The sequence below is a fragment of the Daejeonella sp. genome, from assembly GCF_036405355.1.
In the GTDB taxonomy this organism is placed as follows: Bacteria; Bacteroidota; Bacteroidia; order Sphingobacteriales; family Sphingobacteriaceae; genus Daejeonella.
The window spans coordinates 1-20907 of record NZ_DASWXT010000127.1 but is presented as its reverse complement, the minus strand read 5'-3'; the positions used below and the strand labels follow the sequence as shown (position 1 = coordinate 20907).

17 protein-coding genes are annotated in these 20907 nt (G+C 40.5%); 9 read left to right on the top strand and 8 right to left on the bottom strand.

Going from position 1 to position 20907, the window contains the following annotated elements; translation table 11 throughout:
- The 3 genes from VGE44_RS15790 to VGE44_RS15780 all read left to right on the top strand — a co-directional run.
- A partial coding sequence (locus tag VGE44_RS15790) for a hypothetical protein (protein WP_331078252.1) occupies positions 1 to 247 on the top strand: 247 nt, incomplete at its 5' end.
- Between the two features lie 344 nt (positions 248 to 591).
- Positions 592 to 2505 (top strand): molecular chaperone DnaK, encoded by a 1914-nt coding sequence (dnaK, locus tag VGE44_RS15785; RefSeq protein ID WP_331080913.1) that lies wholly within the window; start codon positions 592 to 594, stop codon positions 2503 to 2505.
- 216 nt (positions 2506 to 2721) lie between these two features.
- The gene (locus tag VGE44_RS15780; RefSeq protein WP_331080911.1) at positions 2722 to 3822 is read left to right on the top strand and encodes a hypothetical protein; all 1101 of its coding nucleotides are present in this window, start codon (positions 2722 to 2724) and stop codon (positions 3820 to 3822) included.
- A gap of 70 nt (positions 3823 to 3892) precedes the next feature.
- Here VGE44_RS15780 and VGE44_RS15775 read toward each other — a convergent pair whose 3' ends face one another.
- From VGE44_RS15775 to VGE44_RS15745, 7 genes are all read right to left on the bottom strand, one after another.
- The gene (locus VGE44_RS15775; RefSeq protein ID WP_331080909.1) at positions 3893 to 4807 is read right to left on the bottom strand and encodes a nucleotidyltransferase family protein; all 915 of its coding nucleotides are present in this window, start codon (positions 4805 to 4807) and stop codon (positions 3893 to 3895) included.
- Between the two features lie 75 nt (positions 4808 to 4882).
- Entirely contained in the window at positions 4883 to 6415 is a 1533-nt protein-coding gene (locus VGE44_RS15770; RefSeq protein ID WP_331080907.1) for a helicase HerA-like domain-containing protein, read from the bottom strand.
- An 84-nt stretch (positions 6416 to 6499) separates the two neighbouring features.
- The gene (locus tag VGE44_RS15765) at positions 6500 to 8929 is read right to left on the bottom strand and encodes a S9 family peptidase (RefSeq protein WP_331080904.1); all 2430 of its coding nucleotides are present in this window, start codon (positions 8927 to 8929) and stop codon (positions 6500 to 6502) included.
- 174 nt (positions 8930 to 9103) lie between these two features.
- Entirely contained in the window at positions 9104 to 10210 is a 1107-nt protein-coding gene (locus VGE44_RS15760) for a M42 family metallopeptidase (RefSeq protein WP_331080903.1), read from the bottom strand.
- A gap of 73 nt (positions 10211 to 10283) precedes the next feature.
- Positions 10284 to 10550 (bottom strand): ORF6N domain-containing protein, encoded by a 267-nt coding sequence (locus VGE44_RS15755; protein ID WP_331080901.1) that lies wholly within the window; start codon positions 10548 to 10550, stop codon positions 10284 to 10286.
- The gene (locus VGE44_RS15750) at positions 10547 to 10972 is read right to left on the bottom strand and encodes a GNAT family N-acetyltransferase (protein ID WP_331080899.1); all 426 of its coding nucleotides are present in this window, start codon (positions 10970 to 10972) and stop codon (positions 10547 to 10549) included. Before VGE44_RS15750 ends, VGE44_RS15755 begins: the two co-directional genes overlap by 4 nt.
- Positions 10973 to 10984: 12 nt before the next feature.
- Positions 10985 to 12526 carry an acyl-CoA carboxylase subunit beta gene (locus tag VGE44_RS15745; protein WP_331080897.1) on the bottom strand — a complete coding sequence of 514 codons (1542 nt, stop codon included), beginning with the start codon at positions 12524 to 12526 and terminating at the stop codon, positions 10985 to 10987.
- Positions 12527 to 12725: 199 nt separating this feature from the next.
- On the opposite strand from VGE44_RS15745, the gene VGE44_RS15740 reads away from it, so the two are divergent.
- The 5 genes from VGE44_RS15740 to can all read left to right on the top strand — a co-directional run bounded on the left by VGE44_RS15740 (position 12726) and on the right by can (position 17699).
- Positions 12726 to 13922: a porin gene (locus VGE44_RS15740; protein ID WP_331080894.1), complete on the top strand. Its 1197-nt coding sequence runs from the start codon at positions 12726 to 12728 to the stop codon at positions 13920 to 13922.
- 128 nt (positions 13923 to 14050) lie between these two features.
- The gene (locus VGE44_RS15735; RefSeq protein ID WP_331080892.1) at positions 14051 to 14386 is read left to right on the top strand and encodes a hypothetical protein; all 336 of its coding nucleotides are present in this window, start codon (positions 14051 to 14053) and stop codon (positions 14384 to 14386) included.
- Between the two features lie 217 nt (positions 14387 to 14603).
- Positions 14604 to 15278, top strand: a complete 675-nt coding sequence (locus VGE44_RS15730; protein WP_331080889.1) for a carbonic anhydrase — start codon at positions 14604 to 14606, stop codon at positions 15276 to 15278.
- Positions 15279 to 15388: 110 nt separating this feature from the next.
- On the top strand, positions 15389 to 16987 hold the full coding sequence (locus tag VGE44_RS15725) for a SulP family inorganic anion transporter (protein ID WP_331080887.1): 1599 nt from the start codon (positions 15389 to 15391) through the stop codon (positions 16985 to 16987).
- Positions 16988 to 17027: 40 nt separating this feature from the next.
- Positions 17028 to 17699, top strand: a complete 672-nt coding sequence (gene can / locus VGE44_RS15720; RefSeq protein ID WP_331080915.1) for a carbonate dehydratase — start codon at positions 17028 to 17030, stop codon at positions 17697 to 17699.
- A gap of 457 nt (positions 17700 to 18156) precedes the next feature.
- Here can and pruA read toward each other — a convergent pair whose 3' ends face one another.
- Positions 18157 to 19791: an L-glutamate gamma-semialdehyde dehydrogenase gene (pruA, locus tag VGE44_RS15715; RefSeq protein ID WP_331080885.1), complete on the bottom strand. Its 1635-nt coding sequence runs from the start codon at positions 19789 to 19791 to the stop codon at positions 18157 to 18159.
- Between the two features lie 257 nt (positions 19792 to 20048).
- On the opposite strand from pruA, the gene VGE44_RS15710 reads away from it, so the two are divergent.
- Positions 20049 to 20907, top strand: an 859-nt coding sequence (locus VGE44_RS15710; RefSeq protein ID WP_331080883.1) for an alcohol dehydrogenase catalytic domain-containing protein, incomplete at its 3' end; no start/stop codon positions are given.

Here is a 20907-nt window from a genome sequence, read left to right as displayed (position 1 = left end):
CACTTCAGCAGTAGGAGCAACAAACAGTGGTAATACAGCAGGTATTACTTACGGTTCAGCAGTAACTTTGCCGGTATCAGGTGGAACAGCAGCAACAGTTATTACAGCAGCAAACACTTCATGGAGTGGTTCAAACTCTACGAACAAATTCAATATTTCTTACCTGATTGGTGCAGGCGGTGCATACGCAGGAAAAGCAACAGGTTTAAATGTGGTACCGGTAGTATATACAGTAACACAACAATAAATTTAATACAACTAACCAAGAATTAAAGCTCCGAAAGGGGCTTTTTTTGTTAGTATTGAGTATTGAGAATCAAGTATCAAGACAAGGCGGAAATATTTATGTTCCTCAAGAATCCCCATTCTCAACTCTCATTCTCAACTATCAATTCTCTATTTCCTTTTCCCTATTTCCCATTCTACACTCTCCATTCTCCGCTCTCAACTAAATCTGCCATCCTGTCATTTCCCAAAACCCTGTTTTTGCAGCCTTGGAGAATATAATACTGTCAATTCGGTTTATAGATCATTTGGCACAAGGCTTGATAATTAGACATTAATAAACTGTAACAAATAAAGATTTAATATATGGCAAAGATAATTGGTATAGACTTAGGAACTACAAATTCATGCGTATCAGTAATGGAGGGTAATGAGCCTGTAGTTATTCCAAACAGTGAAGGTAAGCGTACTACCCCTTCAATTGTAGCATTCGTAGATAATGGAGAGCGTAAGGTAGGGGATCCGGCGAAACGTCAGGCGATTACCAACCCAACCAAAACCATTTCTTCGATCAAACGATTTATGGGTAATAGCTTTGGTGAGGTAACAAATGAAATAGCAAGAGTACCTTATCAGGTAGTAAAGGGCGATAATAATACACCCCGTGTAAAAATTGACGACCGTTTATACACTCCACAGGAGATATCAGCAATGATTCTTCAAAAAATGAAGAAAACTGCTGAAGACTTTTTAGGTCATGAGGTAAATGAAGCGGTAATTACTGTTCCTGCATATTTTAATGATGCTCAGCGTCAGGCAACCAAGGAAGCCGGAGAGATTGCAGGATTAAAAGTATCCCGGATCATAAACGAGCCTACTGCAGCAGCACTTGCTTATGGTCTGGATAAGGCCCATAAGGATATGAAGATTGTAGTGTTCGATTGTGGTGGTGGTACACATGACGTTTCTGTTCTTGAATTGGGTGATGGTGTATTTGAAGTTAAATCTACTGATGGTGATACTCACCTGGGTGGTGATGACTTTGATGCAGTAATCATCGACTGGATGGCTGATGAATTCAAGAGTGATGAAGGTATAGATCTGCGTAAAGATCCTATGGCTTTACAACGTTTGAAAGAGGCCGCAGAGAAAGCTAAAATTGAATTATCAAGCACTGCCCAGACAGAGATTAACCTGCCTTATATTTCGGCCGGTGATGGTATGCCTAAGCACCTTGTTAAGTCATTAACCCGTGCAAAATTTGAACAACTGGCTGACAGCCTGATCAAACGCACGATAGAGCCTTGTAAAAAAGCACTTAAGAATGCTGGTTTAAGCACATCTGATATTGATGAAATCATTTTGGTTGGTGGTTCTACCCGTATTCCTGCAATCCAGGATGCAGTTAAAGCCTTCTTTGGAAAAGAGCCTTCTAAAGGTGTAAATCCTGATGAGGTTGTTGCAATCGGTGCAGCTATTCAAGGTGGTGTTTTGACCGGAGAGGTTAAAGATGTATTGCTTCTTGATGTAACCCCGCTTTCATTAGGTATCGAAACTATGGGTGGTGTGATGACCAAGCTGATCGAAGCAAATACTACTATTCCTTCAAAAAAATCTGAAGTATTCTCTACAGCTTCTGATAATCAGCCTTCTGTTGAGATCCATATCCTTCAAGGTGAGCGCCCAATGGCTAATCAGAACAGAACGATCGGACGTTTCCATCTGGATGGTATTCCACCTTCACCACGTGGTATTCCTCAGATCGAGGTAACTTTTGATATTGATGCTAATGGTATCTTACACGTAGCTGCAAAAGATAAAGCAACCAATAAAGAGCAGAAAATCCGTATCGAGGCTTCTTCAGGTTTAACTGATGAAGAGATCAAGAAAATGAAAGATGAGGCAGAAGCTAATGCTGAGTCGGATAAGAAAGCACGTGAAGAAGTTGAGAAACTGAACGCGGCTGATGCATTGATCTTCTCAACCGAGAAACAACTCAAAGAATACGGTGATAAATTAGCAGATGATAAAAAAGCACCTATTGAAGAGGGTTTGAAAAAATTGAAAGATGCGCATGCTGCTAAAGATTTCGCATCAATTGATACTGCTCAGGCAGAGCTTCAAACTGCATGGAATGCTGCATCAGAAGAAATGTACAAAGCTTCTCAGGAAGCCGGTGCAGGTCAGGGCGCTCCTCAGGGTGATGCCTCAGCTCAGGATGCAGGTGATCATGTCACTGATGTAGACTTTGAAGAAGTAAAAGAAGACGATAAGAAGTAAGATTATTTCTTCTGAAAAAGAGGCTGTTTCCTAGAGGGGGCAGCCTTTTTTAGTATTTAGTATTTAGTATTGAGTATTGAGACCCGATAGCTATCGGGTCAGGAACCAGGACAAGACGGATATTTATTCGTTACTCAGAAATTACAATTGTCAACTATCAATTGTCAACTGTCAATTGAGTAAACAACATTATCAATTCCAGTTCGTTCATTTAAAGTGAAAAACCGCCCGGAATTTTCAGTCATCCTGCTGTTAGTAAGTATTTTGTTTACTTCCTCAACTGTTTTTGCCCAGCCCGAACCGATACGGCTTAAGACTGAGAAAGTTCTGACCGGTAATTGGGATTATTATATCGAAAGAGTAATCGATGCGCGTCCACCGGGACAGGTATATGCCAATTTATGGTACAAGGATGTAAGCGGAAAGATGAAAAGCTATCCCTCAGATCTTAGCGGGGGTAGTAAAATTGCCCTTTCTAACTTTATGATCAATGGATTACCACGGAATACCGAAGGAAGACCACTCAATATCCGTATTCTTGAATGTATAATCAGGGAAAGTAATGAAAGTACTCATGTATCAGGTCAATTGACTTTGAAAGTTCAGTTTGAGTTTGAAAAAGACTGGGGAACCCAGCCTCTGACTACCTATAGTATGAACCTGAAATATACCCGTTCAATTAATAATCTGGAATATATCGAACCCGCGCTCCGAAAGGTTCTTGGAAATAGTTTGAAGTATATTCATAACTGGATGAAAAAGGAAGCGACGACAAATATTTTACTTGCCAAAGGACTGAAACTTTCATTTCGGAATTATCAGGAGCAGGATCCTGATACTGTTTATTATCAAAAAGGAAGATCGTTAAGTTTTAATGACTTTCAGGCCAAACCTCCTCAGAATACCAGATTTCAGGCGGCTATTTTTCCATCTTTCGGTTATGATATGCAGCGTGAATTTAAGGGTGGACTTATTCAGGTTCAGATAGTTCTTAAAGTTTATATGATAAGAAGTGCTTCATGGGCATTCCCTATGATAAAAAGTACTTATAGTCTTAATCATGAACAACGGCATTTTGATCTGGTTAAATTAATTTCGGAACGGTTTAAGCTGAAGCTGCTTTCAGAGAAACTAAATCCTGATAATTATGAGGGTATCATCAACTTTGAATATCTTGAATTCTACCGTGAGATGAACCGCTTACAACAGCGATATGATCAGGAAACCAATCACGGGATTAACAAGGCTAAGCAGGATGATTGGAACCGCTGGATTGATTCACAGCTAAATGCGAGGCTTATTGCTGGGAAGGATTGATTAAACAGGCAGATTTGAATCAAATTGATACGAACTGATTCAGAGATCAGTCCGCATCAATTCTCAATCTTTATTTCCACAAATCCTGTGGGTATTCACCTGCAGCAACCAGCCTGTCAATACATTCCTGTACAATAGGCTTATCTTCGGCATAGGTTACCCCAAACCATTGATTTTGTGTCGGGATGACCTTAAAACTTGCCTGACCATTTCTTATCAGCCTTTCAGCTGCAAGCGGAATGAAAAATTCAGCTTTGGGATTATCAGTATTTGCAAGAGCAAACTCTTTGAAAATACCTGCAGATAATTCAAATATTTTTGGTGTAAAGCCCCAGAAATTCATTGAAACTCTTGAATTTGATCTTATCGGGTACTCCCGGCCTTCTTCTTCAAATACTATGGTTTTATTACCTGATTCATCAGGTTTAAAGTATACTTTAATGCGTTCATGAATCTCAGCAAGATTGCCGTCTGCATCGACTTCACATACTCCTCTTGAAACATGTCCATGTTCTGAAAGTGTTTTATCAATCTGGAATCCGATCATTGAAAACTGAGTATCAGAGACTCCATTTTTCAGAAAATCACACATTTTCTGATAAGACTCACGGCCATAAAAATCATCGGCATTGATTACACAAAAAGGCTCCTTAACAACATCTCTTGCTGCCAAAACTGCATGTGCAGTACCCCATGGTTTTGATCTCTCAATTTCAATATCGATGCCGAAAGGCTTCAGGTCAAACGTCTGGAAAACGTAACCTGTTTCTATCTTTCCTTTTAATTTAGGTTCAAAAATGCCTTTAAAATTCTCAGCAAACTCTTCCTTTATGACAAAAATTACCTTACCAAATCCTGCTATTATTGCATCGTAAATAGAGTATTCAATTATGGTCTCTCCATTTGGTCCGAATCCATCGGTTTGTTTCATACTGCCATATCGGCTCGCCATTCCAGCTGCCAGGATCACTAAAGTAGGTTTCATGCTATTATTTGAGTGTAAATTTGATCTTTTCAGGTTTAACCTTGATTTGTACAAAGATAAACGATTTATCTGTCCTTAATATCTTATACGGGGTTTTTTGCCTGTAAGCATCCCGAACAAACCTCTCACAATAGCCGTGCCGATTTGCCTTGTGATAGGAGCATTAATTACTTTTTCGAAAGTGCTTTTCTCAGCCCTTGCACTTGGTTTGTTTTCTGTTGCCTGCTCTTTCACTTGCTCATCTGCCGCCATTTTTTCATTAATACGCTGGGTCAGAATATCATAGGCACTGATTGGGTCGATCACTTCCTGATACTTCTGATAAAGTGGGCTCGATTGCATCAGGGTGTCACAATCAGCTTCAGACATCGGTCCCATAATTGCTCTTGGCGGGATTAAATGTGTTGCAACCACCTCTGTTGGGATTCCTTTTTCATTCAGTACAGTAATTAATGCCTGACCTGTACCAAGCGAGGTAAGAACCCTGTCTATTTCATAAAATTCGGATCGGGGATAGGTGTTTACAGTTTTTTTCAAGGCCTCTACATCATTCGGAGTAAATGCCCTCAGAGCATGCTGGACTCTGTTGCCAAGTTGCCCAAGTACAGTATCAGGAACGTCCATCGGACTTTGGGTACAGAAAAACACGCCAATACCTTTTGAACGAATCAGTCGGATGATCGTTTCTATCTGCTCAAGGAAAGCTTTTTGTGAATCTTTGAACAGCAGGTGTGCTTCATCAAAAAAGAAAACCAGCTTGGGTTTCTCAATATCACCGGCTTCGGGCATTGTATAAAATATTTCGGCCAGCAGACTTAACAGAAAAGTTGAAAACAAAACTGGCTGATTCTGCACGTCTGAGATGTTCAGGAGACTGATTACCCCTTTACCATCAACGCGACTAAACATATCCTGTATATCAAATGATTTTTCCCCGAATATCTGAGCAAGTCCTTGTTGTTCTATAGTAACTATTTTTCGGAGTATTGTCCCCGAAGTAGATCCTGAAATACTGCCATAGCTCTCTTTAATTTCGGCGGCTCCGGGTCCGCCCGAAAGATATGAGATTACTTTTTTCAGGTCGTCGAGATCAACAAGTTGTAGCTTATTATCATCAGCATATTTGAAGATAACTGCCATCACTCCCGATTGAGTTTCATTTAAACCCAGAATTTTCGATAAGAGCACCGGACCGAATTCAAGCACGCTTGCCCGCATCTGGGCACCTTTCTTTCCGGATAATGAATATAGCTCAACTGGAAATCCTGATGGATTGAAGTTAATATTCAATGCTGTTGCTCTTTCTTCAATTTTCGGGTTGCTAAATCCTGCCTGATTCAAACCTGAGAGATCGCCTTTTACATCCAGCATGAAAACTGGAACTCCGGCATCAGAAAGCTGTTCTGCAATAAGCTGAAGCGTTCTGGTTTTTCCTGTACCGGTTGCACCGGCTATCAGGCCGTGGCGATTCATCATTTTCAATGAAAGATTTACCTCAGCAGCAGCGATGATTTCGCCGTCAAGTATACCAGCTCCCAAATAAATACTCTCCCCTTTAGTGGTATAAGAGGTTTTTATCTTCTCAGTAAAATTTGAAACTCTATCCATACAATTAAATTAAACAGATTTGATCAAGGAATTGTGCTAAACTCAGACCATTCACTAAAGTAAATTAAAATGTACAATTGCGAATTATTTATTCTTTACATATTTCTCAAGCCATCTGTCCATTTCCCAAAGCATATGCATTAATGATTCTTTTGCCTGATAAGCATGCGATTCGGATGGTAATAGTACCAGACGGGCAGTGGCTCCGTGCCCTTTTAATGCTGTATAAAAGCGTTCACTTTGCATTGGGAATGTCCCGGTATTATTATCTGCCTGCCCATGAATAAGCAAAATCGGTGTTTTAATTTTATCTGCAAAGGCAAATGGTGACATCCGGGTATAAACTGCAGGTGCCTGCCAGAAAGTACGTTCTTCGGCCTGAAAACCAAATGGAGTCAGGCTACGGTTGTAGGCCCCACTTCGGGCGATGCCTGCTGCGAAAAGGTCGGTATGGGCTAATAGATTGGCTGTCATGAATGCACCATAGGAGTGCCCGCCTATTGCAATCCGCTTTCGGTCGGCTACCCCCATTTCCACCAAGTGGTTAATCGCTGCTTCTGCGTTATACCTGATTTGCTCTACAAAAGTGTCATTGGGTTCCGTATTACTTTCCCCTACTACCGGCATATCTGCATTGTCAAGTACGGCATATCCTCTGGTTACCCAATACACGGGCGACGCTTTACCAATAATGCTGAATTTATGTGGAGAACCTTTAGTCTGTCCGGCTGCTGCTACAGTCTTGAATTCTCTTGGATAGGCCCAAATCAATACAGGCATGGGTGAATCTCCTGTTTTGAATCCTGCAGGTAAATATAGTGTTCCCCCCAATGTAATTCCATCCAGCCTTTTATAGCTGATCTGCTGCTTTTTAACGCCCTTCAGTTCAGGATAAGGATCTTTAAAATTAGTTAAGCGGGTATAGCTTTTATCCTCGAGATTGATCCTGAAATAATTCTGGACCGTGTCACTGGTTTCCCTGCTATTTATCATGAATTTCCCATTGTTAAAGAATACCGGCCGCTCATAATAGGGAGAAACTGATCGGAACAAAGTGTCCATCAGTTTGGTCTTGATATTGAACTTTTGAAGGAACGGACGATCGCCTTCGGGTGAAGCGCCATCACTAATGGTGAAAATATTGACATTGTCGGGATCACTGATTCTTTTCAGCGCATTGAACTCTGTCAAAAGTACATTTCTGTTAAACTCATTTTTTCGGGTTAGGATTACTCCGGGATCTCCATAACCATCTTCAAAATAGCGGTCATAGAGATTAACCCTGAAGTTTACATTGGAAGGTTTAATGAAAGATCTTCTCTCAAAACGGGTTTTCCACCAGCGTTCGGTCAGGATAGCTACTTTATCATCACCCCATACAATCGAATTGAAACGGAAATAACAATCCGCAAGTTTAAGCGGGTATTGATTAAATGGAGCGGGCTGTGTGTATACTATATCACGGATAGTGGCCTGTTGTGCCGGATTTCCATTGTCAAGCGCCTCAACCCAGTATAGAACGGCTCCTTTATCTGCCCTCCATCCAAATGCTCTTGGTCCTTTGGGAACTCCGTCAAATCCGGCAGGGATATTCTCTGCCAGGGGTGCTTCATGAAGTTTTTTCACCAGCTTTCCTTCATCGTCGAAGATGGAAGTTGTAAAAGGGAAAGCATTTATCGGAACCTGATAAGAATAGGGACGGGTGATGTTCGCCATTAGTAAATACTTTCCATCAGGTGAATATTCCATAGAGCGTATGATCGCAGGCTGCAGGAAATTGGCTGATTGTCCTTGCAGATCAACCTGTTTTAACTGCGATGTGAAGTAATGATCAAAAAGTTTTTCATCGTATGGATTTTTCAAAAGATCCTGATAGGTTGGAACAGGGGCTGATTTGTCGGTATTTTCCTGTATTAAAGGCGCATCCGGACTTATATTTTGGGCAGATAAAGCTGCCCTGTCGTCAGGAACGAATTTGGCAAGAATGCTTTTCCCATCAGGGTTCCAGATAAAGCTATTACCGTAAGTATTGTTTATATAAAAGATACTTAAACGATTAGCCTGAGAGGATTTCAGATCAGCTACCCATAGTTCGATACCCTTTGGCCCATTGTGTAAAAAGGCAAGCTTGCTTTCATCAGGTGACCATGTGATTTCCGACAGCCGGGGTTCATCCGGAAGTCCGCTAAGTGTGTATTCGGTTCCGGTACTAACCGCCAGAATTTTTAGGCCTTTGTATGCTGTACCGCGGCTTTGTCCGTTGTTGGCAGGATTTATTCGCTGGCCTGCAAGGCGCAGCTCGGGCTGGGACAGTTCTGCTATGGAAGGCAGATCCTCCATTTCGAGCAGGAGCATCCATTCACCATCTGTGCTGATCCTTACAACCGGGCTTAAAGGCGACTCAAATGAACTGAGAATTGGCTGAGGAGGCTTTTGATAACCCTGAATATCCTGCGCTGATGCAAAACTGTAAATTAGCGTTAGTCCCGTTAACAGGATGATGATTCTTTTCATATATAGTTGCCTGTTGTCGGTTATCAGTAAATACTGGTTCATTGTTTATAATTCTTCCAAAACCACAATCCGATAGCTATCGGGTTTCATCTGAAGCAGGATTTAGTCCTGGCTCCTGATTCTTGATTCCTGGTTCTCACTCTCAATTCTCAATTCTCCACTCTCAATTCTCAATTATTTTATCGATCTAAAATCATGTCCAACCTCAATACTCAGCAAAGACTCATAAATCAGTCTGATTACGTTGTCTACATCTTCTTTGTGAATCATTTCAACTGTGGTATGCATGTAACGCAATGGGAGGGAGATCAATGCAGAAACTACCCCGTCATTTGAGTATGCAAAGGCATCGGTATCAGTTCCGGTAGAGCGCGAAGATGCCTGGCGCTGGAAGGGGATACTATTAGCTTCAGCTGCTTTGATCAGTAATTTATTCAGATTGGTTTGAACGGCAGGGGCATAGGATACTACAGGCCCTTTTCCGCAGGCAAGATCGCCCTGGGTGATCTTATTGATCATCGGAGTTTGGGTATCATGTGTCACATCGGTGATGATCGCGATATTCGGTTTGATCCGGTGAGCGATCATTTCTGCTCCTCGTAATCCGATCTCTTCCTGCACAGAGTTTACGATATAAAGTCCGAAAGGTAATTTCTTTTTGTTCTCTTTGAGCAGACGGGCAACCTCGGCAATCATAAACCCACCGGCACGGTTATCAAGCGCCCTGCCTACATAGTAACGGTCATTCAAGACCATAAACTCGTCTTCGTACGTAATCACACAACCAACATGTATTCCCAATTCTTCAACTTCTTCTTTTGTAGTGCATCCGCAATCCAGAAAAATGTTTTTTAAGGTTGGGGTTTCTTCTTTTTCACCACTACGGGTATGGATAGCAGGCCAGCCAAATAATGCTTTGACAATTCCTTTATCAGTATGAATGTTAACCCTTTTGGATGGAGCGATCTGATGGTCAGATCCTCCGTTCTTAATCACATAAATCAATCCTTCTTTGGTGATATAATTAACGAACCAGGAGATCTCATCAGCATGAGCCTCTATTACAACCTTGAATTCAGCCTTAGGGTTAATTACTGCCACTGCGGTACCATAATTATCAACCATATACTCATCAGTATAGGGTTTTATATAATCAAGCCACATTCTTTGACCTTCCCACTCAAAACCGGTAGGTGAGGGATTATTGATGTATTTTTCAAAAAATTCCAGTGATTTCTTAGTGACTACCGGAATATGTTTCTGCTCTTTTTTCTTTGCCATTATTTCTGTTCTTTCTTGGATTTTAATTTATAGCCAACCGACTCTATGCTGCTATTACTGATTTCAATTGTATTCAATAAAAATCGGTAAACCTGATTGATCTTATCAACCAGCTCTTTAACTTTTTTATAACAATTTGCGACCTTTGTTCTTTTTCTTCCAAAGTCAATTCGAACATAAAGTCATCAGGGAAACGATCCTTATTTCTTTTGACTTGTTCTTTTAATCGTTTAGTTTCAGTTTCATAGAGCGATGCCAGATCCATATCGATCATTACCTTAAAACCTCTTAATTCAAAAATTAAGTTTTCAAATTGGCGGGTTTGAAGAATGTCGTTCATTGTTTCTGATTCTTAAAACAAATTTTTTCTATGATCACGAAATCATGTCCATCCTTATGATAGGCTTTATCGGTTTCTGCAAAACCAAATTTAGCATAAAAACCCGAAGCATTTTTGCGTGCATTGCACCAGATCCGTTCGCAATTTTCTGTTTCCGCTATTTCGATCAGATATCTTAATAGTTCAGTGCCAAAGCCTCTGCCCTGGTATTCTTCAATCGTTGCAAATTTGCGTAACTGCATCTCATTCTCTTTCCTGAATAACGAAACCACACTAATCAGCTTATTCTCATAAAATAAGCCCAGATGCATACCATCGTCATCATTGTCAAGAATAGCCTTTCCGAATTCCTGATCCGGATACAAAATCTGCCGGCGAATACGCCAGGTAAGCTCCGGGGGAATTTGTTCTATATGAGACATGTGTAAGTCCGTTTACAAAGGCATATTCCCATGCTTCTTCCTTGGATTATTAACCACCTTATTCTCCAGCATTTTAAATGCTTTGATCAGCTTTTCCCGGGTTTGGGATGGCTCAATAACCTCGTCTATAAAACCTCTTTCGGCGGCTCTGTATGGGTTCGCAAAAATGTCTGAATATTCTTTTTCCTTTTCTATCCAGCGCGCATTTGGGTCCTCTGCAGAGCTGATCTCTTTCTTAAAAATGATTTCGGCTGCTCCTTTAGCTCCCATTACTGCAATTTCAGCTCCAGGCCAGGCATAGTTCATGTCTGCGCCAATGTGTTTGGAGTTCATCACATCATAAGCACCTCCATAGGCTTTTCTGGTAATTACTGTTATTCTTGGCACAGTAGCTTCGCAGAATGCATACAATAATTTAGCACCGTTTGTAATGATCGCATTCCATTCCTGATCAGTACCCGGAAGGAAGCCGGGAACATCTTCAAGAACCAGAAGCGGAATATTAAAACTGTCGCAGAAACGGACAAAGCGTGCGCCTTTTACAGAAGATTTAATGTCCAGAACTCCCGCCAAAAAAGCAGGCTGATTTGCAACAATACCTATACTTCTGCCCGCCAGTCTTGCAAAGCCAACCACAATATTTTCGGCAAAGTCTTTATGAACTTCCAGAAAGCTACCCTCATCACATACTTCCGAAATTACCTCGCGGATATCATAGGGCTGAGAATTATTTTCAGGGATAATATCATCCAGTTTTGGCCTTGATTCATCTGTGCTTTCATACGCAATTGATGGAGCTGTTTCCTCACAGTTCTGCGGCATGAATGAGAGCAGTTTTTTTACATGATTGATCGCATCAAGCTCATTGCTGCAGGCAAAATGTGTGACACCTGATTTGGTGGCATGCGCAGCGGCACCACCCAGTTCTTCGGAACTGACAATTTCATGAGTGACAGTTTTCACGACATTTGGCCCGGTGACGAACATATAAGAGGTGTTCTCAACCATCAGCACAAAATCAGTAATGGCAGGAGAGTAGACAGCTCCTCCTGCACAGGGGCCCATTATTGCCGAGATCTGCGGGACAACTCCCGATGCCATGGTATTCCGGTAAAAAATATCTGCATAGCCTCCCAATGAAACAACTCCTTCCTGAATCCGGGCCCCTCCCGAATCATTCAAGCCGATTACAGGTGCGCCATTTTTTATTGCAAGATCCATGATCTTGCAGATCTTTTCTGCATGAGTTTCTGAAAGTGAACCGCCGAAAACAGTAAAATCCTGCGAAAAGACATAAACAAGCCTTCCATTAATGGTGCCATAGCCTGTTACAACTCCATCACCTGGGTAATGTTCCTTCTCCATTCCAAAGTCCTTTGAACGGTGCATCACCAGCATCCCGATCTCCTCAAAAGAACCTTCATCCAGCAAAAAATGCAATCGCTCTCTGGCAGTTAGTTTGCCTTTTTTATGCTGACTTTCAATTCTCGCTTTGCCACCACCCAGCAGGGCTGCTTCTTGCTTCTTCTTTAATATTTGAGTTCTTTTATCCACAATTTGCAGGATTATTATTGGTTTTTCAGAATCGTGAAAATACTAAAAAATGCATAAAGCAATTGAAAATTGCTTGTTTTTCTATTCATGGAAATTAAAAATTGCATGTAATTAAGAATTTCCGTTCAAACTTTCAGGATGTTCTTTCAGGATTAAAATAGTGTTAAATAATCGTTAATTTCGCAGAAAAAAAAATTCGATGCCCATATTCAGACTTCTTTCAATTGTTGTTTTATCCCTGATTTTTACTAATGTTTTTGCGCAAAGGGAAAGGGATGAACGTGCAATGATCAATAATTTTAAAGGATTACAATATAAATCACCCGATTCATCATTCTATATTAATTTTCGTTTCAGGATGCAGAACAGAATCGGAGCTTTTACTACTTCGGGTTCTGATCTCAGTTTTAATGAATATGAAGCGCGTGTTCGCAGATTAAGAATGCGTGTCGATGGGTTCATCATGAATCCTAAATTAACCTATAGTGTACAACTTGCATTTACCCGGGGTGATCAGGATGTTGATAATACAGGAATTGCCAATATTGTAAGGGATGCAATCATTTTCTATCATTTTACTCCAAAATTTTACATGGGATTTGGGCAGAATAAACTGCCGGGAAACAGACAAAGGGTTAACTCATCAGGTCAGTTGCAGTTTGCAGATCGTTCTATAGTAAATGGAACCATGACTATTGATCGTGATTTCGGACTTAAAGCTTATTATCATAATAAGATCGGTGAAATGGATTTTCATTTAAAAGGTGCAATCACAACAGGAGAAGGAAGAAGTGTAAATTCAACAGATAATGGCCTTGCCTATACAGGTCGTATAGAATTTTTACCATTGGGTTCTTTTACAGGTGATGGTGATTATTCGGAGGGTGACCTTGAACGGGAACCTAGACCAAAAATCTCAATTGCTGCAGGATACAGCATGAATAAGAAAACGAACAGGACCGGTGGTCAGCTGGGTAAGGAACTTTACAGACCAGTCGATATGGCAACCTGGATGATTGATGCAATTGGCAAGTACAGAGGCTGGGCGTATTCAGTAGAATATATTAAAAGGCATGTTGATAATCCACTAACCTTTAATACATCCGGTAGCCTGAGATATGCTTTTACCGGAAATGGAATAAACCACCAGGCTTCTTATATCTTTCCGTCTAATATTGAGTTTGCGTTCAGGTATTCACGACTGACTCCCTCAGTTAAAATCCTGGCTCATGAAGACAAAAAAAATATACTCGAATTGGGCGCGACAAAATATTTGAATAAGCACAGGGTTAAGATGCAGCTCAACCTGAATTACTTGGCTACGGATCGTATTTATGCGCTCAAACATCCCGGAAATAAATGGGGTGTTTTAGCCCAGTTTGAACTCGGTATCTGATTTGTTTTTCCGGGTGTTGATTTTATGTAACGATTTCATAAATTTTCTTATTTTTAATACATTGGTAATAGTTTGTGTTAGCTTTGTGATGTGATATTGAAAGCATATAATTCTGAGGGTTAAGTTGGATGAAGAAGGAATTCGCTAAAAAACTATTCAGTTTCGTCTTTTTATTCATCTTTTTCGCAAAGATGGCGATATCCATTGCACCTTTAATCGCCGATCATATTGATAACAGAATTGTCAATGCTGTAATTATGCAGCTTGAGATTGAAACAAATGCATCAAAAGGTGTTGATCAGGCTAAAGAATCATTAAATAAAGGGGAATGGTTGAGTGGTATATTTAAATTTAACCTGTCTAGCCCTCAAACTACTGTTGCATTGAAAAAATACAGTGCAAGAAGTCAGTTTTTAATAGAACCATTTTTCCCATCTGTTCCCACACCTCCTCCGAACTGTTAAATCTGATTTAACGCTTCATTACAATTTCATTTTTTTTTGAAGATCATTAATTCCCTGTTCAATCATTAGTTGATTCCGGCAATTTTCATTTATTAAAAAAATGGAATAATTCTCCTGAATTTTTTCAATTGTCTTATACAGCGTTAAAAATCCGTAATTCTGCTATTTTCTGGCGGGAATTTTATTATCAATTAATTCATATACAGCAACTTAACGAATGAGACATCATAAAGAACAATCAAGGGAATTACTCACACCGCGTCTGGCACTGGAGTTTTTAAAGGATGGGAATAGCCGCTTTTGTAAAAACCTCAGCTATAATCGGGATAATCAGCAAATCATCATGGAAACAGCTACAGGGCAATGGCCTTTCGCTGCAGTTTTGAATTGCAGTGATTCACGCTTAGCTACAGAACTGATATTTGATCAGGGCCTTGGTGATATTTTTAGCATTCGCCTTGCTGGTAATGTCGCAAGTCCGGAAGCCATTGCAAGTCTCGAATATACCTGTGAAGTATTGGGAAGTAAGCTAATAGTGGTACTTGGACATACCAATTGCGGGGCAGTAACCGCCGCCTGCAATAATGTTCAAATGGGTAACCTTGAAGTATTATTGAAACATATTAATCCTGCAATTGAAGCTGAAAAGGAAACCCTCAGTAATCGTAATGGCTCTAATCAAGTTTTTTTGAATAATGTATTACATAACAATGTTCATAAACAAATTGAAAGCATAATCAATGGAAGCGATATTATCCGGGATCTTCTTCAAAATCAGGAAATCGGAATTATCGGAGGCATGTATGATATAAGTACAGGTGATGTTGATTTTTTCGACGAGATGTTTGATTTGGAACATTTTAATGCGGAAAGTGAATATCAGACTCTCTAAGTTAAATACTGTCAATATAAATAATGGTTTAATCATAAATGATTCTGTCTGTAAATACCGGGCAGGCGATAAAAAGAACAAAAAAATTCAATACCTCTAAATTAGTTTTAATGGAAAAGAAAAATTCAATATTTGATTTTAGTCAGTACTTCGCTGCAAGCACTGTAAAAAAAGATCTGCCTGCCAGTATTGTTGTATTCCTGGTTGCCTTGCCCTTATGTCTGGGAATTGCACTTGCTTCAGGTGCACCTTTGTTTGCCGGCATATTAACTGGTGTAATTGGCGGTATTGTAGTAGCATCTATCAGCGGATCTCAGCTTAGCGTTAGTGGCCCTGCCGCAGGTTTAACAGTAATTGTCTTTGGCGCAATTGCTTCCCTTGGTAGCTATGAAACATTTTTGCTTGCAGTTGTACTTGCCGGGATACTTCAGATTTTTCTTGGAATATTGAAAGCAGGAATTATAGCAAATTATTTTCCTTCTTCCGTAATAGAAGGGATGCTGGCTGCAATTGGGATTATTCTTATTTTGAAACAAATTCCACATGCTGTGGGCTTTGATTCAGATTTTGAGGGTGATCAAAGCTTCATACAGCCCAATCATGAAAATACTTTTTCGGCCCTGCTTTCTTCACTTGATATGATAAGTTACGGCGCAGTAATCATCAGTATTTTATCACTGCTGATAATGATCTATTGGCCTGGGATCAAAAAGTTGAGTGCTATTCCTGCAGCAATTTTGGTTGTGATTCTTGGAATTGTACTAAGTATGGTATTCCAGAATACCGCTCTGGCACTTAGTCCGGAGCAATTGGTTACCATTCCGGTTGTTGGCTCTTATAATGAGTTTATGGCGTTATTCGTATTTCCTGATTTTACACAAATCGGAAACAAAGATGTATGGACCGTGGCCTTTACAATTGCCATTGTTGCCAGTATCGAAACGCTGTTATGCATAGAAGCCGTTGATAAAGTGGATCCGTACAAAAGGGTCTCTCCTACAAACAGGGAATTGGTAGCTCAGGGTGTTGGAAATATGACGAGTGGCCTATTAGGTGGTCTGCCAATGACTTCAGTAATTGTGCGTTCCTCAGTGAATGTGAATTCGGGAGGAAAAACAAAAATGTCGGCGTTTTTACATGGTTTCTGGCTATTACTTTCATTGCTCTTTATTCCGTTTCTACTTAACAAAATTCCATTGGCGAGTCTGGCTGCTATCCTTCTGATTACCGGGTATAAACTGGCTAAACTCAGCTTGTTTAAGAAAATGTGGCGGAATGGCAGGGACCAGTTCATTCCTTTCATAGTTACTGTACTTGCTGTTGTGTTTACAGATTTGCTTAAGGGTGTAGCTTTCGGAATGATGATTGGGATCTTTTATATTCTCAGAACCAATCTCAGGAACTCTTATTTCTACAAAATAGAAAAGAACGGTGAAAAGAATGTGATCAGGATTAAGCTGGCGCAAGAAGTTTCATTTTTAAATAAGGCTGCTATTCAGCAAACTTTGCTGAAATTGCCAAGAGAATCACATGTGATTATTGACGGTTCTGATTCATTGTTTATTGATAAAGATGTGCTTGAGATTATCCATAATTTTAAACACAGTGCCTTTTCTAAGGGTACAATAGTTGAAACACTTAATATCCGGGATCACTATGATGTTCCGAATGTGAAAGAATTTGTACATAAAGCACAAAAAATTAATTAAAATGCCTAATATTCGGGAAACTAAAGAACAGTCAGAAGAGATGTCAGAGAACAGGATCGAAAGACAAAAACGGGCTTACGAAGAACTACTTCAGGGGAATCGTGACTGGGTGGAAATGGAAACTGCAAAAGACCCTGAATATTTTGCCAAATTGGCCGCCGGACAGGAACCTGATGTCCTGTGGATTGGATGTTCGGATAGCCGGGTACCTGCAAATGAGGTTACCAATACAAAGCCAGGTCAGGTTTTTGTGCACCGTAATATTGCGAATGTTTGCGTGCATTCAGACATGAATATGTTAAGCGTACTCGATTATGCTGTTAATGTGTTGAAAGTTAAGCATGTTATTGTTGCTGGACACTATGGTTGCGGGGGTATAGCCGCCGCATTAAGCAATAAACAATTCGGACTTATCGATAACTGGCTCAGGCATATCAAAGATGTTTACCGTTTGCATAGTAATGAACTGGACAGGATTACAGATGAGAATGTCAAGCTGAATCGTCTGGTTGAATTAAATGTAGTTGAGCAGGTTTACAACCTATGTAAGACAACGATCGTTCAGAACGCCTGGCGTGAACGCGAGGATTTGGAGATACATGGCTGGGTAATTGACCTTAATTCAGGACTTGTGAAGGACCTTCAGGTTACCGCTAAATCGAGCGAAAACCTCGGAAAAGTATTCAAGCTGGATGAGTCGAAAGTGAAGTAATTATTTTAACGTGGGTGCGATATAAAATCATGATGAGCTATTTTAAATCGAATAATTTTCTCATGTTTTAGAAAGCAAGGTTTGTGCCTCTTCGGTTATGCCAATCCCGTGTTCTGCCGTAGTTTTTGCCCATAAATTCCTTTTTAAAATAAAAATCTGCCCGGGCAAAAATCTACAGCTGCCACCCGGGTTTATTTCATATGGCAGGTGGTCCTTTTGCCGGGCTGCCTGTCCCAATGAAATACAAACCTGGGTGAAATAAACCTTGCCGGAGGAGGTATCTTCCGGCTATTGGTAATTTGAATCAGTACGCGATTTCTTGCCGGAAATACTCCGGAGGAAAGGGCTGAACCAGCCTATAACACACAGGTATTGATTTCCAAAATCTAATCACTTTGACTCAAGACCTTATCTGACCATTTATTACCATATTATTTTATCCTTTCTTATCTCGAACTTAATCTTTATCCAGAAATGGGTAACGGTAATCCCTGGGAGGGTCAAATGTCTCCTTAATTGTTCTCGGAGATACCCAGCGCAATAAATTGATCATAGAGCCAGCTTTATCATTTGTCCCTGACCCTCTGGCACCTCCAAATGGCTGCTGCCCAACCACTGCACCGGTACACTTGTCATTTAAATAGAAATTACCTGCGGCATTTCTCAAAGCATGGGTGGCTTTTGTCAATACATAGCGATCTTGTGCTAAAACAGCACCTGTAAGGGCATAAATCGAAGTTTTGTCTATAATTTCAAGCGTTTTCTCAAAGTCTTTGTCTTCAAAAACATAGATCGTAAGCACCGGACCGAATAATTCTTCGCACATGGTTACATAGTACGGGTCTTTTGTTAATAATACAGTTGGCTCAATAAAATAACCTTTGGATTTATCATAATTGCCTCCTGCAATGATCTCAAGATCTTTATCATTCTTTGCTCTGTCAATGTACCCTGCCAGTTTATCAAATGATTTTTCATCAATCACTGCATTAATAAAATTACCGAAGTCTTCGCTGGGTCCCATTTTAAGGCTTGCCAGATCGCGTTTTAATAATTCTTTAATTTTTGGCCAAACAGATGCTGCAATGTAAACCCTCGATGCGGCAGAACATTTTTGTCCCTGGTATTCAAAAGCCCCACGCAGGATTGCAGTACTTGAGGCCTCAACATCAGCTGAACCATGTACCAAAATGAAGTCTTTGCCACCTGTTTCTCCTACGATGCGTGGGTAGGTTTTGTATTTATGGATATTATTACCAATTGTTTTCCAGATATCCTGGAATACCGCTGTTGATCCTGTGAAATGAATACCTGCAAAATCAGGATGATTGAAGATCACTTCTCCGGCATCAGGCCCTGAAACATATACCAGGTTAATCACCCCATCAGGTAATCCGGCCTCACGAAAGATTTGCATCAGAATATTGGCAGAATAGATCTGGGTGTTGGAGGGTTTCCAAACAACCACATTTCCCATCATGGCTGCTGAACTTGGCAGATTCCCTGCGATAGCAGTAAAATTGAAGGGGGTCAATGCAAAAACAAAGCCTTCGAGCGGCCTTTGTTCAAGGCGGTTCCAGCTACCCCGGGGTGATACAGGTGGCTGCTGCTCATAGATTTCGCACATGTACTTAACATTAAACCTTAAGAAATCAATGAGCTCGCATGCTGCATCAATTTCAGCCTGAAATGCATTTTTTGATTGCCCCAGCATCGTTGCTGCGTTCAGTTTATAACGATAATGACCTGCAATCAGGTCGGCTGCTTTTAAAAATATAGCCGCACGCTGTTCCCATGGCAGATCCTCCCATTCAGATTTTGCCGCAAGTGCCGCATTGATTGCATCGCTAACATGTTGTTTAGTGCCCTGATTATAAATGCCCAACAAATGCTGATGATCGTGTGGCGGACTGATCTTTACTTTTGTTTTAGTACGAATCTCTTTGCCGCCAATATACATCGGTATATCAATTTCTTCAGCTCTGGCTTCAGCAAGTGCATCCTTTAATAATTGACGTTCCCTGCTTCCTGGCGCATAATTCAATACAGGCTCATTCACCGGGTGGGGTACCTTGAAAAATCCTTTTAACATAATTGGTCTAATTGGTTGTGGCAAAGATAAGGCTTTGGGGGAAATCTGCTGATTAATTCGTCTTCTGCTAATCCGCAGAATGCTTCTACCTCAAATAGAACCATAAGTTTTGTGCTGTTTAAATTTTACAGATACTGGTTTAGAATTTTCAGAACTGATTAGAGTCAGGCAAATGAATGATCTCTCTCATTATTTCCCTGCCTGTATTTGACGATCTTTATTACAAACAATTTTATTTACCATAAAAACATAAAGAAATGAACAATGACCTAATGGCTGCCACAAAGGCAACTGAAAGTGTAAAAACGATGAAGGGACTTGTATATGAGGGTCCGGGTGAAAAAAAATGGATGGATGTTCCAAAACCCGGGATCATTGCTCCAACTGATGCTGTAGTTAAATTATTAAAAACTACCATATGCGGCACGGATTTACATATCTTAAAAGGGGATGTACCTGCTGTTACCAAAGGCAGGATACTTGGTCATGAAGGTGTTGGTATTATTGAAGAAGTAGGTAATGCCGTTAACAATTTTAAAAAGGGAGATCATGTTCTAATATCCTGTATTACTTCATGTGGTAAATGTGAATACTGTAAAAAGCAGATGTATTCTCACTGTGAAGATGGTGGTTGGATCCTTGGACACCTGATTGATGGTACACAGGCCGGGTATGTGCGAATCCCGCATGCTGATAACAGTCTGTATTTAATCCCGGAAGGAGCAAATGAAGAAGCCCTTGTCATGTTAAGTGATATTTTGCCTACAGGGCATGAGATAGGTGTATTATATGGTGCGGTGAAGCCTGGTGATACAATAGCTATTGTAGGTGCCGGCCCGATAGGCATGTCTGTATTGCTCACCGCACAGTTTTATTCACCATCAAAGATCATTATGATTGATATGGATGAAAACCGTCTTGCGGTGGCAAAGACCTTTGGTGCTACGCATACAATTAATCCGCTTAAAGGAGATGTGGCTAAATTGATTGCAGAACAAACCAAGGATGGGGTGGATGTAGCCATTGAAGCCGTTGGAATTCCCCAGACCTTTGATGTATGCCAGAACATCATTCGACCGGGAGGCCATATCGCCAATGTAGGTGTGCATGGAAAGA

Coding starts and splice junctions, on each gene's coding strand:
- VGE44_RS15760 (WP_331080903.1), bottom strand. CDS start 10,210: ATGGCAAAGAAAAAAGAGCAGAAACATATTCCGGTAGTCACTAAGAAA.
- VGE44_RS15735 (WP_331080892.1), top strand. CDS start 14,051: ATGAAGAAGGAATTCGCTAAAAAACTATTCAGTTTCGTCTTTTTATTC.
- VGE44_RS15765 (WP_331080904.1), bottom strand. CDS start 8,929: ATGAAAAGAATCATCATCCTGTTAACGGGACTAACGCTAATTTACAGT.
- VGE44_RS15725 (WP_331080887.1), top strand. CDS start 15,389: ATGGAAAAGAAAAATTCAATATTTGATTTTAGTCAGTACTTCGCTGCA.
- VGE44_RS15730 (WP_331080889.1), top strand. CDS start 14,604: ATGAGACATCATAAAGAACAATCAAGGGAATTACTCACACCGCGTCTG.
- VGE44_RS15770 (WP_331080907.1), bottom strand. CDS start 6,415: ATGGATAGAGTTTCAAATTTTACTGAGAAGATAAAAACCTCTTATACC.
- can (WP_331080915.1), top strand. CDS start 17,028: ATGTCAGAGAACAGGATCGAAAGACAAAAACGGGCTTACGAAGAACTA.
- VGE44_RS15755 (WP_331080901.1), bottom strand. CDS start 10,550: ATGAACGACATTCTTCAAACCCGCCAATTTGAAAACTTAATTTTTGAA.
- VGE44_RS15775 (WP_331080909.1), bottom strand. CDS start 4,807: ATGAAACCTACTTTAGTGATCCTGGCAGCTGGAATGGCGAGCCGATAT.
- VGE44_RS15740 (WP_331080894.1), top strand. CDS start 12,726: ATGCCCATATTCAGACTTCTTTCAATTGTTGTTTTATCCCTGATTTTT.
- pruA (WP_331080885.1), bottom strand. CDS start 19,791: ATGTTAAAAGGATTTTTCAAGGTACCCCACCCGGTGAATGAGCCTGTA.
- dnaK (WP_331080913.1), top strand. CDS start 592: ATGGCAAAGATAATTGGTATAGACTTAGGAACTACAAATTCATGCGTA.
- VGE44_RS15750 (WP_331080899.1), bottom strand. CDS start 10,972: ATGTCTCATATAGAACAAATTCCCCCGGAGCTTACCTGGCGTATTCGC.